This is a genomic window from Vreelandella mediterranea (genome assembly GCF_970647075.1).
The window spans coordinates 1,711,160-1,729,561 of the sequence record NZ_OZ310198.1 but is presented as its reverse complement, the minus strand read 5'-3'; the positions used below and the strand labels follow the sequence as shown (position 1 = coordinate 1,729,561).

Genomic DNA, 18,402 nt, shown 5'->3' with positions numbered 1-18,402 from the left:
ACGCGCGGGTTAAAGGCGCAAACCACCGTCGCACTCGATGATACGCGCGGTGAAGTAGTCGTTCTCAAAAATGAACGCCACGCTCTGGGCGATATGCGAAGGCTCGCCCAGCGCTTTCAGCGGCACACTTTCCGCGATCCGCTCGCGCATATCCGGGCGCATCGCCGCGGTCATTTCCGTCGAAACGAAGCCCGGCGCGACGGTTCCGGTACGAATACCATGACGGGCAAGCTCTTTACCCCAAGTGACGGTCAACGCGTGAATTCCCGCCTTGGCGGCAGCGTAGTTGCTCTGGCCCATGTTGCCCGCTTTGGAAATACTCGAGATATTGACGATGACCCCAGCGTGGCCCGCCTCGATCATTTGGGTGGCGGCTTCACGACCGCAAAGAAACGCCCCGGTCAGGTTCACATCGAGTACCCGCCGCCAGGCGTCAAACGACATACGCTTTTCGACCTTGCCCTCCTTGACCTTAACGAGCATCGCGTCGTCGGTAATACCCGCATTATTGATACACCCGCTGACCGGGCCGAGCGCACGCTTGATCGCCGCAAACCCCTCCTCGACCGAGCGTTCGTCTGCGACGTTCACCTCAAACGCGTTAGCTTGAATATCGCGCTCGGCCAGGCGTTCAACGGCCTCGTTCAACGCCTGGGGTTGGGTATCCAGTAATGCAAGCCGAGCACCGCGAGCGCCCAGGTGTTCGGCGGCGGCAAACCCCAACCCGCGGGCGCCGCCGGTAATCGCGATGACTTTATGATCTACATTCATTGCTCGTTCCCAAGTGCAAATTAATGATTGAGCGCGCGGCTTTTGCCCGTGCTGCGCGCGAGGCTGCTTGTAATTGTAATTTTTGGCACCATAGAGGGTACTAACGTTAGTGCTGGAGGCAGCCATGCCCGTATTACTTTTCATATCGATCTTCACCCTACTCGATTTTGTCGTGCTTTTCTCGGTAGGCAGCCACATCGGCCTGCTCACCACACTTGCTTTAGTGGTGCTCACCGGCTTTGTCGGCCTGCACCTCATTCGCCGCGAAGGTATCTCGACACTGGCCCGCGCACGCGCGCGCATGCAGTCGGGTGAAATTCCCTCTTCCGAAATCTTCACCGGGGCGGCGCTGATTTTCGGCGGCGCCCTGCTCATGGCTCCCGGCTTTTTATCCGATGCGCTCGGACTTGCTTGTTTGCTGCCCAACGCGAGGCGGCTGATGGCAAAGGCGCTGACCTGGTTTGGCTTGAAAACCACGCTCCAACAGCCGGGCCCGCGCCCACAAGAGCCGCCTCATACCGGCTGGAACGATGAGCGCGGCGGTCAACGCGACTCCACCACCATCGAGGGCGAGTTCATTAGCCGTGAAGACGAAGGTCGCCGGTAGTGAGACCCGCCCCCGCGATCACGACTTAAGTCGTGGTCTTTAGGATAATTTTTTGGCTCCAGGCCCTTGAAAGGCAGGCGTAAGCCCCCACTTTTTGAATCAGCACAGACTTCGGGAAAAGCAGTGGCTTTTGCCTTCGACAGGAAGGCAGCAGGCCTTCACTTCTCGGGGTAAGACCGCGAGAATTCATTTAAAACGGCCCGTTGGGCTTTGACGATACTCAGGAGAACGAAAGCATGAATATCCGTCCCTTGCACGATCGCGTCGTAATTCGTCGCGTGGAAGAAGAACAGAAAACCGCTGGCGGCATCGTGCTACCGGGCAACGCCCAGGAAAAACCGACCCGTGGTGAAATCCTGGCCGTCGGTAATGGTCGCATCCTGGAAAACGGTGAAGTGCGCGCCCTGGACGTAAAAGTAGGCGATAACGTGATTTTCAAGGACGGCTTCGGCGTCGAGAAGCAAAAGATCGACGGTGAAGAAGTGCTGATCATGAGCGAAGCCGACATCCTGGCGGTCGTCGAAGGCTAATTCGACTTTTTCGACTATTTACTTTCATCTTTTCACTTTCAATTTAGGAAGTAACGAACATGGCAGCTAAGCAAGTCAAGTTTTCCGATGATGCCCGCAAACGTATGGCACGTGGCGTTGACACGCTGGCCAACGCGGTAAAAGTTACGCTGGGCCCGAAAGGCCGTAACGTGGTACTCGACAAGTCCTTCGGCGCACCGACCGTCACCAAAGATGGTGTGTCCGTTGCCAAGGAAATCGAACTGAAAGACAAGTTCGAAAACATGGGCGCGCAAATGGTCAAGGAAGTCGCTTCCAAGACCTCTGATGCCGCCGGCGACGGTACCACCACCGCTACCGTTCTGGCCCAGGCGATCGTTGCCGAAGGCCTGAAAGGTGTGACCGCCGGCATGAACCCGATGGATCTCAAGCGCGGTATCGACCAGGCCGTCAACGCCGCCGTCAAAGAAATCCAGGCGATGGCCGTACCCTGCACCGACACCAAGTCCATCGCTCAGGTCGGTACGATCTCTGCCAACGGCGACAAGCGCATCGGCGAAATCATCGCTGAAGCGATGGAAAAAGTCGGTAAAGAAGGCGTTATCACCGTCGATGAAGGCCGTGGTTTCGAAGACGAGCTGGAAGTGGTCGAAGGTATGCAGTTCGACCGTGGCTACCTCTCGCCCTACTTCGTTACCAACCAGGAAACCATGTCCGTCGAGCTCGAGGACCCCTACATCCTGCTCGTCGATAAGAAAGTTTCCAACATCCGCGAACTGCTGCCGGTACTCGAAGCCGTTGCCAAGCAAGGCAAGCCGCTGGCCATCATCGCTGAAGATATCGAAGGCGAAGCGCTAGCGACTCTGGTCGTCAACAACATGCGCGGTATCGTTAAAGTCGCCGCGACCAAGGCGCCTGGCTTTGGCGACCGTCGCAAGTCCATGCTGCAGGACATCGCGATCCTGACCAACGGCACCGTGATCTCTGAAGAAGTGGGCCTGACGCTCGAGCAAGCGAACCTGGATCATCTGGGTACCGCCAAGCGCATGACCATGTCCAAAGAGAACACCACCATCATCGATGGTGCCGGCCTTGAAAACGACATCGAAGCGCGCGTTAGCCAGATTCGTGCCCAGATCGAAGAGACCTCTTCCGACTACGACAAAGAGAAGCTTCAGGAGCGTGTCGCGAAGCTTGCTGGCGGTGTTGCCGTCATCCGTGTGGGTGCGGCGACCGAAGTCGAAATGAAAGAGAAGAAAGCACGTGTCGAAGACGCGTTGCACTCTACTCGCGCTGCGGTCGAAGAAGGCGTCGTACCTGGCGGCGGTACCGCCCTGGTTCGCGTCATGGCCAAGGTACAGGGCCTGACCGGCGACAACGAAGACCAGAACCACGGCATCAACATGGCGCTGCGTGCCATGCAGTCGCCGCTGCGCCAAATCATCACCAACGCAGGTGAAGAGCCGGCGGTCGTGATCAACCGTGTTAAAGACGGCGAAGGCAACTTCGGCTATAACGCGCAAACCAGCGAGTACGGCGACCTCTTTGAAATGGGCGTACTCGACCCGGCGAAAGTCACGCGTACCGCGCTGCAGTCTGCCGGTTCCGTGGCGGGCCTGATGATCACCACCGAGTGCATGATCGCCGACGACCCGGACGAGAAAGAAGCTGCCCCGGATATGGGTGGCATGGGCGGAATGGGTGGCATGGGCGGCATGATGTAGTGCGACGAGAGTCGTATAGGTAGCTTGCCTAGCGGTCTACACTAGAAGTGGTCACTAACATTTGGTTAGTGACCACAACCGCCCAAGAAGCATTTTTAATAAACCCGATATTCGGGCTGATTCAGTCCGGATATCGGGTATTACCTCAGGGTAAATACCCTTTTCCGGTATGAGTCTGCTCGTACCTCTCGCCTCGGCGATATTCGTACACGCTGAAACATCTTTATTATTGAGGATGTGACGTAGCGGGGATATTCGTGTCTATTAATAGGCTTAGCTACCTATCCGGTGCGAAGCTGTATTCTGAATGGTTCCATGTTCTCAACCAGTATGTAGCTGGGCCGGAACAAGAGGAACCTGCTGTGTAACCAGCAGTAGTCTAGGGGCAGTGCGTCACCGGTAACGGTGGGGTGCCAAGCGTCCTGACAATGTACTCCCTTTCGAGGTTCTATGACGCCGCGAGGCGCATGGAAGATTTCGCTAGTAGCAGGCGAATGAGAGGCTAGGCTGGATCATATGACCAACGTAAGTGAACTGCTAAAAGCACCGTCAGCCGCAAGAAGCGTAAGCTACTGACACGCTTTGACCAAAAGGTGAAAGACCGGCTATCCCTCTTACATCTGGGGATACGTTACCAACAGGTCTTCGGTGTATAGGCAGGGTCTAAGTGATTCGTGTTCAGGATATGGAACTCGGAAACCCCGTATTACTGCCAGAATGGCAGGCAAGCCGTAAGGCGAGCTGATAGTAGTGCGGGATTAGGAGGTTGGAAAAAGCGAATGTCGCCCTGTAATGGGGCGAATAAGAGGTTAAATGTTCCTCTACCGGAAACGGTGCCCACGTCCAACTGGTCTTTAATCGTGTGATAGCGCTGCAAAGCGCTCTACCATGCTGACTTTACGAATGGTATAGACTCGGTGGTCTAGAGTTCTTGTCCAACCCTTGCGGGAGCAAATACACTCCCGTAAGGGTAGTAATGTATTTGTTCTCCGAGGAGTGTCGTAACGGCATTTAGGAGGACAGCAAGATGAGTACTTACGTCGATAGAGTACCTGCGTTCTCCCATCCGCCTGAGAGCTGGCATTCCATCAACTGGTTTGCCGTTAACAGGCAGGTGAGAGGGCTACAGGTGCGGATCGCGAAGGCGACTCGGGAACAACGTTGGCGCAAGGTTAAAGCTTTGCAAAGACTACTCACCCACTCGTTTGCGGCTAAAGCACTTGCCGTTAAGCGTGTCACGGAAAACCGGGGTAAGAAATCACCCGGAGTCGATGGCGAATTGTGGAGTACTCCTCAATCCAAATGGTCGGCATTAGAAAGACTAGGTAGTAAGGCTTACCGCCCTGCTCCATTACGTCGAATCTATATTCCCAAACCGGATGGCTCACGCCGCCCACTAGGGATACCTACGATGCGGGATCGAGCCATGCAAGCACTATTTTTGCTGGCGCTCGAACCAGTTTCGGAAACGGTAGCGGATCGTAACAGCTATGGATTTCGCCCTTGGCGCTCAACGGCCGATGCGATAGAGCAGTGCTTTGTCAATTTGAGTCGTAAGCATTCTGCTGAATGGGTGCTGGAGGGTGATATTAAGGGGTGCTTTGACAATATCAGTCACGATTGGCTACTTGCTAACGTCCCGATGGACAAGCAAATACTCAAGAAGTGGCTGAAAGCGGGATTCATGGAGTCACAGCAATTGTATCCGACAGAGGCAGGAACGCCCCAGGGCGGGATCATCTCTCCGGTATTAGCCAATCTGGCGCTTGATGGTCTGGAAAAGGTGATTGAATCCCACTTTGGGAAGAAAAACACCAAAGCCAGCTATAAGACCAAGGTTAATTATGTGCGCTACGCCGATGATTTCATCATTACTGGCATCTCCAAGGAGCTGTTAGAAAATGATGTTCTACCTGTCGTTACTGCCTTCATGGCAGAGCGTGGGCTAACATTGTCGACCAGCAAGACTGTGGTCACGCACATTACAACAGGCTTTGATTTCCTCGGGCAAAATTTGCGGAAGTACAACGGTAAGCTTTTGATTAAGCCTAGCCGTAAGAACCTGCAAAGACACCTAAGGAAAATCAAAGATATCGTCAAACTTAATCGAACGTCACGACAAGACGTGTTGATAAAGGAGCTTAATCCAGTACTACTGGGATGGGCGAACTATCACCGTCACGTGGTGGCTAAAGAGACGTTTGGCTATGTTGACTACCGTGTCTGGAAGCTCTTATGGCGCTGGAGTTGTAGGCGTCACGGTAATCGCCAAAAACGTTGGGTGAAAAACAAGTATTTTCACTCAGTTAAAAGCGAGAACTGGGTTTTCCAGAGTGCCTTACTGCCCGGCAAGCCAGTACGGTTGTTGAGCAGTAAGGACATCTCGATTGTGCGACACACCAAGATCAGGGCGGAAGCGAACCCTTATGACCCTAGAGACGAGCAGTATTTCGAGGACAGGCTGGAGCGTTCCTGGAAAGCGTCAACCAAGGGTCGTAAGAAACTGCAAACGCTCTGGGTTCGGCAAGATAAACGCTGTCCTATGTGCCGTAGCGTTATCACCTGGGAAACCGGGTGGAATGTTCACCATGTGGTGGAGCGGCATAAAGGCGGTTGTGACGAGCTGAGTAATTTGGTGTTGTTGCATCCCAATTGCCATCGCCAGTGGCACACAAAACAATTTTCAAATGGTCCTAAACACTACATATAGGCATAATCCAAAATATTTGCTATATATATTGATTGGAGATGCTGCCCCAATGTAGTTATCACAAACTATGGAGTGAAAATATGGACAATGAAAATAGGCTAACTGCTAAGCAGGCGAGAGAGGCCAGTTCATCGGTAACCACGATGAAGTTGGAAAAGGTTTTAGATGATATCTATACCAATATCAACGCTAGAAGCCGAAGCAGTCGGGAGACTAAAGCCGTAGCAATCTTCGATGAGAAGAGTGTTGAAAAATCAGTACTAGAAGAAGCCGAAAGGGTTCTAAAAGCTGATGGCTATTCAACCCTACTGGAATCCGGGACTCTGGGCTGGACTATGAAAATTTCTTGGGGAGAATGATTCAAGATCGCCGGTCTATCTTAACAGTCAGACTTATAAAGGCTTGAGCCGTATGCGGGGAAACTCGCACGTACGGTTCTTAGGGGGCGGCGGCGTAGTAATGCGCTGCTGCTACCCGACAGCCCTTGCCCCACCGCTTTGACGTTTGACGTCTACAAGAACCCCGCCCTGTGCGGGGTTCTTGCCGTTTGGGGCCGCAAGACGGCTTTTTGGAAGCCAAAGCGTGCTACCATGCGCGCTTTATTCAGGCTTTACTTGGGTCGTTCTTACCGTGCTTTCTCGAATTCGTATCGTGCTCGTTCAAACCTTTCATCCCGGTAATATCGGTGCCGCGGCGCGGGCCATGAAGACCATGGGTCTTGTGGACCTGGTGCTGGTCAATCCGCGGGAGTTTCCAAGCGAAGAAGCAACCCGTTTGGCCGCCGGCGCCACGGATGTGCTGGAAAACGCCCGGGTCGTGAATGGCCTCAACGAAGCCGTCAGCGACTGCGTACAGGTGATCGGCGCCAGCGCCCGGCTGAGAAGCCTGCCACTGCCCCACTTCGACGAACCCGATGAGATGGCCCAGAGCGCGGTGCAAAATGCCCAGCAGGCGCCGGTGGCGCTGGTATTCGGGCGCGAGCGCTCGGGACTGACCAACGACGAAATTCGCGAATGCACCCATCAGGTGAGCATTCCAGCCAACCCGGAGTACGGTATCCTGAATATCTCCCAGGCCGTGCAGATACTCGCCTATGAGGTTCACCGGGCCTGGCGCAAACGAGCCGGAAGCGAGTTTTCCTATCAGCGCCCGCTCGAGGCCACGCCCCCTACCCGCGAGCAGCTCGATTACTTCCAGGACCATCTGGGCCGCTTGATGCGCCAAAGCGGTTTTTTGACCCAGCCCCACGCCCGCACCGAAGAGCAGCTGCAAACGCTCTTCACCCGCGCCGAGCCGAGCCGCAAGGAGCTTTCGCTACTACGCGGGTTGCTAAGCGCGTTCGAATCCCACCTTCCGAATAACGAATAACGAATAACGCACTAAAGCGTCATAAAAAAGGCAGCCGAGGCTGCCTTTTTACGTAGCAAGCGATACCTAGAACCACATCGCACCGAGCCAGCCAAAGGCGATCAGCGGCAGGTTGTAGTGGAGGAAGGTGGGCACCACGCTGTCCCAGATGTGGTCGTGCTGGCCGTCGACGTTGAGCCCGGAGGTTGGGCCAAGGGTCGAATCCGACGCGGGGGAGCCCGCATCGCCCAGGGCGGCGGCGGTGCCGACCAGTACCACCGTAGCCATGGGCGAAAAGCCAAACTGCACGGCCAGGGGCACGAAGATCGCAGCAATGATCGGAATGGTCGAAAACGACGAACCAATCCCCAGGGTGATGAAAAGCCCCACCAGCAGCATGGTCAGCGCCGCCAGGCCCCGGTTATCGCCGAAGAGCTCGAAGGCGCCACTGACCAGCGCATCGATATCGCCGGTCGCCTTCATTACCTCGGCAAAGCCCGCTGCGGAAATCATGATAAAGCCGATCAGCGCCATCATGCGCATGCCGCTGGTGAACAAGTCGTCCGCTTCGCGCCACTTGAAGATGCCGCCCATCGAGAGAAGGCCGATGCCCACCAAACCGCCCAGAATCATCGAGCCGGTATAAAGCTGCAAGCCTAGTGCGGCGACGATGGCAACACCGGACATGATAAGCCCCTTCGCATGGGGTTTGGCTGGTGTAGCGCTTACCTGCGAGCTATTGGCCGCGACCTCTTTATCGGCGTAGCGGCGCTGGCCCCGGTAGCTGAAAAACAGGGCCACCAAAAGGCCCACCGCCATGCCGCCCACGGGAATGGCCATCGCCATGGGGACCATGGCCCGCGTGATCTCCAACCCCAGCGCTTCGCCGGCGCTGTTCAAATTGGCGAGCAGAATATCGTTGAGAAAAATCGCCCCGAACCCCACCGGTAACAACATATAGGGTGCGGTCAGGCCAAAGGTGAGCGCGCAGGCGATTGCACGGCGGTCGAGCTGAAGGCGGTTCATTAGCGCCAGTAGCGGCGGAATCAAAATGGGGATGAAGGCGATATGAACGGGAATGGCGTTTTGCGAAAAGATCGCCACCATCAGGATAGCGCCCAATAAAATAAACTTGACCCGGGTATGGTGCGCCGCGGTGGATTCCTTGCCCAAGAGTCGAATCAAGCGCTCGGCGAGCATATCGGGAAGCCCGGAGCGGGAAATCGCCACGGCGAACGCGCCCAGTGTGGCGTAGGCCAGCGCCACCTGGGCGCCACCGCCCACGCCGTCGTTGAACGCAGCCAGGGTATCCTCCAGGGAGAGCCCACCCACCAGACCACCCACAATGGCGCCCGCCACCAGGGCGAAGACCACCGAGACACGTAAAAGCGACAGCGCCACCATGACGAGCACTGCAATAATCACTGCATTCATCGAGTTACCTAAAGCCTTGAAGGGTTTTGTGGACGTTGGTATTAGCGCTAAAGGTGACGAATATTAGCAGATGCCCACGGCTTTTAGCAGGCTAAATTCAGCGCCCGGTCCCGGCGTTACTCGCTACAACTTTAGTCACTAAGGCATTGCTGCTTTGCAACATCGGGCCTACTCTTTTTCGCTTGTCCACTCTATTAACAACAAAGGCCAAGACGCCCCCATGAGTATGCTGGCGATTATCGTTTCTCTTGTACTGTTGATGCTACTGGCCTATCGAGGTATCTCGGTACTGCTGTTGGCGCCGCTCATGGCATCACTTGCCGTGCTACTTTCCGGCGATGGCGCCTTTTTGCTGCCGGTTTACACCGACACCTTCATGCAGGCGCTGGGCGGTTACGTCACCCAGTTCTTCCCGCTTTTTTTACTCGGGGCGCTTTTTGGCCAGCTAATGGCAGATTCCGGCGCAGCCCACTCGATCTCGAACGGTATCGTCAAGCGTTTGGGTACCCAACACGTGGTACTGACCGTGGTCATGGCCTGCGCGGTACTGACCTACGGCGGTGTATCGCTGTTCGTGGTCGCGTTTGCGATCTACCCGATCAGCCGCGAGCTTTTCCGCGAGGCCAACGTGCCCAAGCGGCTCATTCCCGCTTCCATCGCACTTGGCTCGTTCACCTTTACCATGACCGCCCTGCCCGGCACACCCGCCATCCAGAACGCCATCCCCATTCCTTACTTTGGCACCAACAGCTTCGCAGCCCCAGGCCTTGGGGTGATCGGCGGGCTGATCATGCTGGGGCTGGGGATTGCCTATATTCAGTCGCGCGTGCACAAGGCCAAAGCAGCTGGCGAAGGCTACGGCGTACATACCGATAAAGAGACCGAAGAGAGCGCTGATGAAGCCACTCTCGCCACCATGGCACTGCCGCTTGCCCTGATTCCGCTAGTGATGGTGATCGGGCTGAACGCTTTATTTACCTACGGTGTGTTTCCCGCGCTGGATTTGAGTTTTATCGACGCCGCCTTCGAAAACGTCACCGCGGATAACCAGGCGGGCCTCTGGGCCATCCTGATTGCCCTATTGAGCGCCTCCGCTTGGCTGATGGTGACGCGCTGGCGCCACTGGGCCAATCTGAAAGCGACCGTCAACAAAGGGGTATTTGGCTCACTGTTGCCTATTTTCAACACGGCGTCCGAAGTAGGCTACGGCGCGGTGATCGCAAGTCTTGCTGGCTTTGCCATCATTCGCGACGCGGTCTTGAACGTCTCGCCCAACAATCCGCTGATTTCCGAGGCGCTTGCCATGAGCGTGCTGGCGGGTATCACCGGCTCCTCCTCCGGCGGGCTCTCGATTGCGCTGGAAACCCTGGGCGACGAGTATTTGGCCATGGCGCAGCAGGCGGGTATCGACCCGGAACTGATGCACCGGGTGGCAACGCTTGCCGCCGGCGGCATGGATACTCTGCCCCACTCCGGCGCGGTCATTACGCTTTTGGCCATCTGTGGGCTCACCCACCGCCAGTCCTACGCCAACGTGGCCATGGTCACTATCGTGCTGCCCGTCGCGGCACTGGCCAGTGTCATCACCCTGGGCACGTTATTGGGGAGCTTTTAGAACGCTTGATTCGAAAAGCTTGCTTCATATCAAACCCGCAACCCGCGCCCACGGTAATATGGCCCAACGCGCCCTACCCAGTGTGACTTCATGCTTTTCGTTCTATCACTTTTACACCAGCTCAAAAGCAGTCTGCGCGATCTTGCCCCGATCGTGCTCGTGATGGGCTTTTTCCAGCTCGTCGTCATTCGCCAGCCGCTGCCGGACACCATTGCCCTGGCGGACCTTGCGGTGGGCGTTGCCTGCGTACTGATTGGCCTGACGCTTTTTATCAAGGGGCTTTCATTGGGGCTTTTCCCCCTCGGCGAAAGCCTGGCCCATGCCTTCGTGAAAAAGGGCTCGATCAACTGGCTGATCGTTTTTGCCTTTGCCCTAGGGTTTGGCTCTACCGTGGCCGAGCCGGCGCTTATCGCCGTGGCCGCCCGAGCGGCGCTGGTACTTTCCGAAAGCGCCATGATCGACCCCGGCGCCCAGGCAAGCTTTGCGTTGACGCTTCGCCTGGTGGTGGCGGTGTCGGTCGGCGTGGCGGTGATTCTTGGCGTGGTGCGCATCATCAAGGGCTGGCGCTTGCCGCCGCTGATCATTACCGGCTACGTGCTGGTACTGCTGCTCACACTGATCGCCCCGGAGGCGCTGATCGGGATTGCCTACGACTCCGGCGGGGTGACCACCTCGACCATTACCGTTCCGCTGGTCACCGCACTGGGCGTAGGGCTTGCTTCCAGCATCAAGGGGCGTAACCCCATGCTCGATGGCTTTGGACTGATCGCGCTGGCCTCCATCATGCCCATCATCTTCGTGCTGGTATTCGGCATTCTAAGCCTGGGAATATCGGCAGGAGGCGTGCTATGACGATACTGCAAAGTCTCTGGAGTACGTCGATCGATATTGCGCCGATCATTTTGATCATTTTTGGCTTCCAGTTTGGCGTGATCCGCAAACCCATCAAGCGCCCGGCCCAGGTCGCCGTGGGCTTCATCATGGTATGGCTGGGGCTTGCGCTATTTTTGGTCGGCTTGGAAAGCGCGCTGTTTCCACTGGGCGAGCTCATGGCCATCCAACTGACCGACCCGGACTTTCTTCCCGCGCTTTCGCCAGGTGCTACGCGCCACTGGTCCGACTATTACTGGGTCTACCTGTTCGCCTTCGCTATCGGTGCAAGCACCACCATTGCCGAACCCGCGCTCATGGCCGTGGCGCTCAAGGCGGGCGAGATTTCCGGCGGCACGCTCAACCCCTTGATGCTGCGTATCGCCGTCGCCCTGGGGATGGCCATGGGCATTACGCTCGGGGTTTGGCGTATCGTCATGGGCTTGCCGCTTCACTGGTTCATTCTGGGCGCTTATTGTCTGGTGATCGTGCAAACACTGCGCTCGCCGCGCGCCATCATACCGCTGGCCTTCGACTCCGGCGGGGTGACCACCTCGACCATTACCGTGCCGATCATCACGGCACTTGGCCTGGGGATCGCCGGCGCCATTCCCGGGCGCAGCCCGCTGGCGGACGGCTTTGGCATGATCGCCCTGGCGTGTCTGTTTCCCATCATGACCGTTATGGGCTACGCCCAGATCAGCCAGTGGCTTTATCGACGCAAAAGCGCTAAAAGCCGCTAGGCCAACCGTTAACAGCAGCGCGCAAAGGAGACTACCATGCGCTTTAAACTGATCGTCGCGTTAGTAGAAGACGAGTTGAGCGATAGAGTATTGAACGCCGCCCGCGAGGCCGGTGCGACCGGGGCGACCGTGATCAACAACGCCCGCGGCGAAGGCCATCACCCGGTGCATGGTTTTCTGGGTATGGAGATTACCGCTCAGCGCGATGTGCTGCTTTTTCTAAGCGAGGAGAGCGCAAGCCGGGCAATACTCGAAGCAATTGCCCGGGTGGGCGAATTCGATGAAACGCCGGGCACCGGGATCGCCTTTCAACTGGATGTAGAAGACGCGTTGGGCGTACAGAGCCAGATCAACTCCCTAACAGCAGGTGAAGGCAAGCGCTAAACCCTGGATGATCGCCCTGCCGTGAACGGCGCTAGAGGCCTTAGGGGTATGCTAGTATGCGCCGGGGCAGGCATTGGCCGGTAAAAGCCACGGGTAAACAATATAGCCTTGGCTAACAATCGCCGGTGCGATACGCTAGCTTTATGACGCTGTTTCCATCTACTGCCAGTAAGTTTTGCCAATGAGTGATGACCAAACGCCGCAACGTCCACTACGGGGCGGCCATAGCAACGATGCGCTTCCGCCGGTGGAACAACACGCTCGGCAGTACGAAACGGTGCGCAATGCTCATGAAACCGAGCTGATTGAAGACTACGTAGAGCTCATTGGCGACTTGCTCGATCATCGCGGTGAAGCGCGGGCAGCGGATATCGCCAATCGCATGGCGGTAAGCCAGGCGACCGTTTCAAAAATGATCCGCCGTCTCAACGAGCTGGGCCTTGTCACCAGCCAGCCCTACCGCTCGCTCTTTTTGACCGAAGAAGGCAAGAAAATGGCGCAGACCTCCCGGGGCCGCCACGATGTCGTATTGCACTTTTTGCGCGCGTTGGGCGTGACCGACAGCACCGCCCGCATCGATGCCGAAGGTATGGAGCACCACGTCAGCGACGAAACCCTCGCCATTATGCAGCGCTTTACCGAGCAGCACCGCCGCTAGCCTACTGCTCTTTTCCCGCCAGTGCCGAAAGCCGGTTGACCTGTGTCAGTCGGCCGTTCCAGACCATCTCGATATGCGTGGTTTGCACGACACCTTTCACATGTCGTGGGGTCATTAGCGCCCAGCAGGTCGCTCCGGGATTTCGCACCGACCGGTAGCGAAGCCCTGGTTCCCGGGCCTGACGAAGTTCTCTACCCAGTACGCGGGAAGCACGGTAGCTGTTCGGGTCATAAATCGGATGGTCCTGTTCAAGGGCGAGCCCATCGCGGCAATTTTTCTCATCGAACGTGCAGCGCAGTCCTCGAAACACGAAGCGTTCATAATGAAGCGCGGGTACTTTCTCCCAATAGGCCTGCTGATGGTGGCTTACCTCGGCGATCGCCGTGGCTAACGTATCCGCGATATAAAGCACGCCAAAATGCCCGTCGCTAAAGCGCGAACCATCCGGATTGACGTGGGTAAATGCCCCGGCGGCGTAGGAACACCCGCGAATCCCGAAGGGAATCTCCTCTGCGGGGAGCAGCGCTAAATCACCCAACTCGTTGCGAATGCGGGGATTGGTCAGCGCCTGAAGCTTGAAAAGCGCTTCGAACTCATCCGCATCGGCCACGTCGTCGAAAAGTGCGATCGGCGGGAATTTGCTATTGATCAGCCGGTAGCCTTCGACCCGATTGGGCACGCGCTGCGCCAGCACCTCGACCGCTACCACTGGGCGCCTCGCAGGCTATCGATGCGCTTGAACGTTTCGTAAAGCGCGGCGAAGTCGCCACTTGCGATCACCTCGAGCGGCGTACGGCCATTAAAGTAAGGGTTATGATTGGCCATGGAGACAAACCCGTAGATGTTCTCCGGGTTTTCAAACAGGGTACGCAGCGCCGCGTGAATATTGAGCAGATAGCTGATGCGGGTGAGCTGGTCGCTGTCGAGCTTGATTTCGGCAAGCTCCCCACGCCGCGCCCGGGCGTAGGTCGAGTGCGAAACTCGTAGAATCGCTTCGCCTTGCTCACCGCTTGCCTGCCATTTATCCAGAATGCGGACCGCGGCCTTCAAACCGACCGCGGCGGCGGCTTTGTTGTTCGCTAATTCAGGGGCTGTTTGCATGACCATCCTCAACTATTATTTATAAATACTAATCCTTTAATAAAGTATCTGCAAATATATCGAGACGCTGTTTAGGGTCACTCGCTCAGACTTACCTTTCGCGCCATGTCAACCCGGCCTACCCCCGGCAGTTTGGAGAATAGCGCCAGCAGCACCATAAGGCTAAAAAACCCTCTGAAAGCGTTCTCATGACGATCCTTAATCAAATGCGTAATGACACTTTAAAGAAGTGGCGGCGCGCGCGCTTCAACGAACGAGAATATAAAGATAGAAAAAAGAAAAACCGAAGTTAAAAATATCGCGTTGACTTAATTTTAAAAACCGGTAAATAACTCAAGTTAAAAAATAGGCTGCTTAATTTAAAATTCACATCTAAAACGATATAACCGCATCATCCTTCAACAACATAAGTTAACCAATGATTTTTATTTATTAAGGAACGATTGATATACGAACTTTCTTTTTTAATAACATACATTAAGCAAATAATTTTATTCGGCAAAGAACAGAACAACTCGATGGCCTATTTTTTCTGCATCAAGGCAGCCATACAACTCTCAATATATTTAACACTTGCCAACGAAGCCGTCATATCGCAAAAGGACCAGCACGACGGGCTTTAAGCCCCAAAAAGCCCGCTCACACCTATCGATTAATCGACTCGAAATGGCGTTAAAATGCGACTCGTATCGATCGACACCAGACCATCAAAATAACTCGCCCAACCAATAATCGTCCTAACCGTTTTCCCAACTCGGTTCGTGACAAGCCTTGAAAATATTAAAAATCAATACCACCATGTAGCCAATCTTTTATCGAAACTATAAATATAAGAATAAATTAATTCATTGATAGCTGAACGACTAGCATGCTCAACCTTTGAGATGAGCATGCTGACTTTTACCGGTAACTTTAGATATATAAAATAAAGCAATTCATCAAACAAGGAGTAGCAGGGAACATGAAGATTAGTATTTTCGGTTGTGGTTATGTGGGCCTCGTAACGGGCGCTTGCTTGGCCGATGTCGGTCATGAAGTTATCTGCGTCGACGTCAACCCGGATACCGTATCCAGTCTGCAAGCAGGCAAGGTAACGATTTTTGAACCGGGCCTGGAGCGCCTGATTCACGAGAACCAAGCCGCTGGGCGCTTGAATTTCACCACGGATGCGGCAGAGGCGGTCAAATTCGGCTCGCTACAATTCATCGCGGTGGGCACCCCTTCCGACGAAGATGGCAGTGCCGATCTTCAGTACGTACTCAAGGTCGCCCAGACGATCGGCCAGCACATGGATGACTACACGGTTATCGTCGACAAATCGACCGTGCCCGTAGGTACCGCCACTCAGGTGGAGCATGCGGTGGCTGCCGAGCTCGAAAAGCGAGGCCTCACGCTGGATTTCGACGTTTGCTCAAACCCGGAGTTTCTCAAGGAAGGGGCAGCGATCGAAGACTTCTCGCGCGGTTCTCGTATTATCGTCGGTACCGAATCCGAGCGCGTCAAGGACGCCATGCGGGAGTGTTACGGCCCTTACAATCGTCAGCGCGACAAGCTGATGTTCATGGGTGTGCGCAGCGCCGAATTGACCAAATACGCGGCCAATGCCTTGCTTGCGACCAAGATAAGCTTCATCAATGAAGTCGCCAACCTCGCCGAGCACTTGGGCGCCGAGATCGAAGAGGTTCGCAATGGGATCGGGTCCGACCCGCGCATTGGTTACAGCTTCATCTACCCCGGCTGTGGCTACGGTGGTTCCTGCTTCCCCAAAGATGTCAGGGCACTTGCCAATACCGCCGACGACATCGGCCAGCCCGCTCATGTCATCAAGGCAGTGGAACAGGTCAATACGCGCCAGAAGAGCACGCTGTTCGACAAACTCTCTCAGGCCCTGGATGGTCAACTGGCGGGCAAAACCATCGCCTTGTGGGGGCTTGCCTTCAAACCTAACACCGATGATATGCGAGAGGCCCCCAGCAGGACCTTGATAGAAGCCTTGTGGGACGCTGGCGCGCGCGTACAGGCGTTTGACCCGGAGGCCAGCAACGAGTGCCGTCGCCTCTACGGTGAGCGCGATGATCTGATTCTTGCCGAGCAACGCGACGATACATTGGAAGGCGCTCATGCGCTGGTCATCTGCACCGAGTGGAGAGCCTTTCGCACCGTCGACTTCTCGCGACTGCGCAACACGTTACTCGAACCCGTCGTCATCGATGGGCGCAATCTTTTCAATCCCGATACCGTCAAAGCGGCAGGGCTTGCCTACTACGCCATTGGCCGGGGTGACTCCGTACGCGCCGTCCAAGCTTGAGGCCTTCAATGTTCGCTAATCGCCACAAGCATTCCTCGGCCAGCCGTATAACGGAACTAACCACCTTCCTGTTCGGTTTGGCCCTGCTCGTCTTCGCCATTAGTCAATTGCCGGCCGATGTCCTCTCGCCCGAGTCGGAAAGCTTCTTTTTCATCATCGGCGCGATTGCCATCTGGCGCTACTCCTGGTGGGCGGTACAGGCTGTTCGCTCGCTTTTGTACAACCGGGTCGTCTTTCCGAGCTTGCGTGCCGAAGCGGACGAAGCCGGACGCCACGACAAGCCCTCTGAGCTGTACGTGCTTTGCACCTCTTATCGTATCGATGAGCGTGTCAACTTTCAGGTCTACGATGCCTTGATACGGGAAGCCCATCAATACGGGGTGCCGACGACGATTTTCGCGTCTGTTTCGGATCGTACCGACGTGGATATCATCACGCACGTTCTGGAAGACAATGACTGGCCACAGAACGTTAACGTGCGCTACATGTTTCAGAAAGGAGACGGCAAGCGTTCGGCCATGGCCGAGGTGCTGCGGGCGATCTCCAGGAGCATGCCCACGCCGGGGTCGCTGTTGATTTCGATGGACGGCGATATCCTCATCGAGCCCGACACCTTGTCACGCACGGTTTCCTTCTTTCTTGCCCAGGACGATCTGGGGGCGCTGACGACCAACAACCGTGCCCAGGTAACGGGCGATGACGTCACTCGGGAGTGGTACGACCTGCGCTATGCACAGCGCCATCTAATGATGAGTTCGATGTCGATCTCCCGGCGCCTACTGGTCCTCACAGGCCGCTACAGCGTTTTTCGCACCGACCTCGCCATTCAGCCGGACTTCATCGAACTGATCGAGAACGACCATGTCGATCACTGGCGATTTGGTAGTTTCAAGTTCCTGTCAGGTGACGATAAATCCTCCTGGTATTGGCTGCTGAAAAACGGCTGGTCCATGGTCTACGTTCCCGATGTTTTTGTCACGGGATTCGAGGAGCTGCCCAACCGGCATCGCTTCTTTGCATCATCCACCGATTTGATGCGGCGCTGGTTTGGCAACATGCTGCGCATCAGCAATCGCGCAATCGCCCTGGGCCCGCGCCCCATGGGGATGTTCCCTTGGTGGAGCCTGGTCGACCAGCGCATCTCCATGTGGACCACCCTGGTGGGCCCAACGGTGGTCATTCTGGTCACACTTTTCATACGCCCCTCGTTTTTCTTCACTTACGTGCTTTGGATCATGTTTACCCGTGGCATTGCCGTGTCGATTCTGGCGTGGCAACGCGGGCGGTTCAGCTGGCTGTGGATTCCGCTGATTTATTACAACCAGGTGTGGGGCGCGATCCTCAAGACCTATGTCAGCTTTCGCTTCAATCGTCAGCAATGGTCGCGCCAAGGCATCTCGGCGGGCGAACCGGACGATCCGGTCGCGGTGCGCAAACAGCGACGCATCGGCCATGCGTTACATGGTCTCTTCTATGGCGCGCTTCTCCTCATCCTGGTGCTCTCAACCGGCGACACGCTGCTTCCGGATCGGGCTTCGATGCATATCGCTATCGATCAGCTATGGGGGGCAGGCAATGACGCCCAGTAATCCGATCCAGTAGATGCCTACTGACTATTTCT

The 18,402-nt window shown here is 55.9% G+C and carries 17 protein-coding genes; 13 read left to right on the top strand and 4 right to left on the bottom strand.

All coding sequences use genetic code 11. The annotated features are described in order from the left end of the window. Window positions 1-9 precede the first annotated feature (9 nt). On the bottom strand, window positions 10-771 hold the full coding sequence (locus ACWFVE_RS08070; protein ID WP_447528763.1) for an SDR family NAD(P)-dependent oxidoreductase: 762 nt from the start codon (window positions 769-771) through the stop codon (window positions 10-12). A 124-nt stretch (window positions 772-895) separates the two neighbouring features. Between ACWFVE_RS08070 and ACWFVE_RS08065 the strand changes: the two genes are divergently transcribed. The 6 genes from ACWFVE_RS08065 (at window position 896) to ACWFVE_RS08040 (ending at window position 7,689) form a co-directional block, all read left to right on the top strand. Next, a complete protein-coding gene (locus ACWFVE_RS08065) occupies window positions 896-1,378 on the top strand; it encodes an FxsA family protein (RefSeq protein ID WP_447528762.1) in 483 nt (160 codons plus the stop codon). A 236-nt stretch (window positions 1,379-1,614) separates the two neighbouring features. Further along, complete coding sequence (locus ACWFVE_RS08060; RefSeq protein WP_447528761.1) at window positions 1,615-1,908, top strand: co-chaperone GroES; 294 nt, start codon at window positions 1,615-1,617, stop codon at window positions 1,906-1,908. Between the two features lie 59 nt (window positions 1,909-1,967). After that, entirely contained in the window at window positions 1,968-3,611 is a 1,644-nt protein-coding gene (gene groL, locus ACWFVE_RS08055) for a chaperonin GroEL (protein WP_447528760.1), read from the top strand. A gap of 1,027 nt (window positions 3,612-4,638) precedes the next feature. Further along, on the top strand, window positions 4,639-6,321 hold the full coding sequence (gene ltrA / locus ACWFVE_RS08050; protein ID WP_447528759.1) for a group II intron reverse transcriptase/maturase: 1,683 nt from the start codon (window positions 4,639-4,641) through the stop codon (window positions 6,319-6,321). An 80-nt stretch (window positions 6,322-6,401) separates the two neighbouring features. Next, on the top strand, window positions 6,402-6,680 hold the full coding sequence (locus ACWFVE_RS08045) for a hypothetical protein (protein ID WP_447528758.1): 279 nt from the start codon (window positions 6,402-6,404) through the stop codon (window positions 6,678-6,680). A gap of 271 nt (window positions 6,681-6,951) precedes the next feature. Beyond that, window positions 6,952-7,689, top strand: coding sequence for an RNA methyltransferase (locus ACWFVE_RS08040; protein WP_447528757.1), 738 nt, complete (start codon window positions 6,952-6,954; stop codon window positions 7,687-7,689). A 66-nt stretch (window positions 7,690-7,755) separates the two neighbouring features. On the opposite strand, the gene ACWFVE_RS08035 is transcribed toward ACWFVE_RS08040, so the two are convergent. Further along, entirely contained in the window at window positions 7,756-9,102 is a 1,347-nt protein-coding gene (locus ACWFVE_RS08035) for a Na+/H+ antiporter family protein (protein ID WP_447528756.1), read from the bottom strand. A 220-nt stretch (window positions 9,103-9,322) separates the two neighbouring features. On the opposite strand from ACWFVE_RS08035, the gene ACWFVE_RS08030 reads away from it, so the two are divergent. From ACWFVE_RS08030 to mntR, 5 genes are all read left to right on the top strand, one after another. Then, the gene (locus tag ACWFVE_RS08030; protein ID WP_447528755.1) at window positions 9,323-10,717 is read left to right on the top strand and encodes a GntP family permease; all 1,395 of its coding nucleotides are present in this window, start codon (window positions 9,323-9,325) and stop codon (window positions 10,715-10,717) included. 90 nt (window positions 10,718-10,807) lie between these two features. Continuing rightward, on the top strand, window positions 10,808-11,569 hold the full coding sequence (locus ACWFVE_RS08025) for a DUF1538 family protein (protein WP_447528754.1): 762 nt from the start codon (window positions 10,808-10,810) through the stop codon (window positions 11,567-11,569). Beyond that, the gene (locus ACWFVE_RS08020; RefSeq protein ID WP_447528753.1) at window positions 11,566-12,330 is read left to right on the top strand and encodes a DUF1538 family protein; all 765 of its coding nucleotides are present in this window, start codon (window positions 11,566-11,568) and stop codon (window positions 12,328-12,330) included. The genes ACWFVE_RS08025 and ACWFVE_RS08020 overlap by 4 nt, the downstream gene beginning before the upstream one ends. Window positions 12,331-12,366: 36 nt before the next feature. Then, on the top strand, window positions 12,367-12,714 hold the full coding sequence (locus ACWFVE_RS08015; RefSeq protein WP_447528752.1) for a P-II family nitrogen regulator: 348 nt from the start codon (window positions 12,367-12,369) through the stop codon (window positions 12,712-12,714). A 181-nt stretch (window positions 12,715-12,895) separates the two neighbouring features. Then, window positions 12,896-13,372: a manganese-binding transcriptional regulator MntR gene (gene mntR, locus ACWFVE_RS08010; RefSeq protein ID WP_447528751.1), complete on the top strand. Its 477-nt coding sequence runs from the start codon at window positions 12,896-12,898 to the stop codon at window positions 13,370-13,372. A gap of 1 nt (window position 13,373) precedes the next feature. Here mntR and ACWFVE_RS08005 read toward each other — a convergent pair whose 3' ends face one another. Both ACWFVE_RS08005 and ACWFVE_RS08000 read right to left on the bottom strand, forming a co-directional pair. Continuing rightward, window positions 13,374-14,081, bottom strand: coding sequence for an RES family NAD+ phosphorylase (locus ACWFVE_RS08005; protein ID WP_447528750.1), 708 nt, complete (start codon window positions 14,079-14,081; stop codon window positions 13,374-13,376). After that, window positions 14,075-14,473 carry an antitoxin Xre-like helix-turn-helix domain-containing protein gene (locus ACWFVE_RS08000; protein ID WP_447528749.1) on the bottom strand — a complete coding sequence of 133 codons (399 nt, stop codon included), beginning with the start codon at window positions 14,471-14,473 and terminating at the stop codon, window positions 14,075-14,077. Before ACWFVE_RS08000 ends, ACWFVE_RS08005 begins: the two co-directional genes overlap by 7 nt. Window positions 14,474-15,434: 961 nt before the next feature. Here ACWFVE_RS08000 and ACWFVE_RS07995 point away from each other — a divergent pair. Both ACWFVE_RS07995 and ACWFVE_RS07990 read left to right on the top strand, forming a co-directional pair. Further along, the gene (locus tag ACWFVE_RS07995; RefSeq protein ID WP_447528748.1) at window positions 15,435-16,781 is read left to right on the top strand and encodes a UDP-glucose dehydrogenase family protein; all 1,347 of its coding nucleotides are present in this window, start codon (window positions 15,435-15,437) and stop codon (window positions 16,779-16,781) included. Between the two features lie 8 nt (window positions 16,782-16,789). Continuing rightward, window positions 16,790-18,370: a glycosyltransferase gene (locus tag ACWFVE_RS07990; protein ID WP_447528747.1), complete on the top strand. Its 1,581-nt coding sequence runs from the start codon at window positions 16,790-16,792 to the stop codon at window positions 18,368-18,370. Window positions 18,371-18,402: the final 32 nt, after the last annotated feature.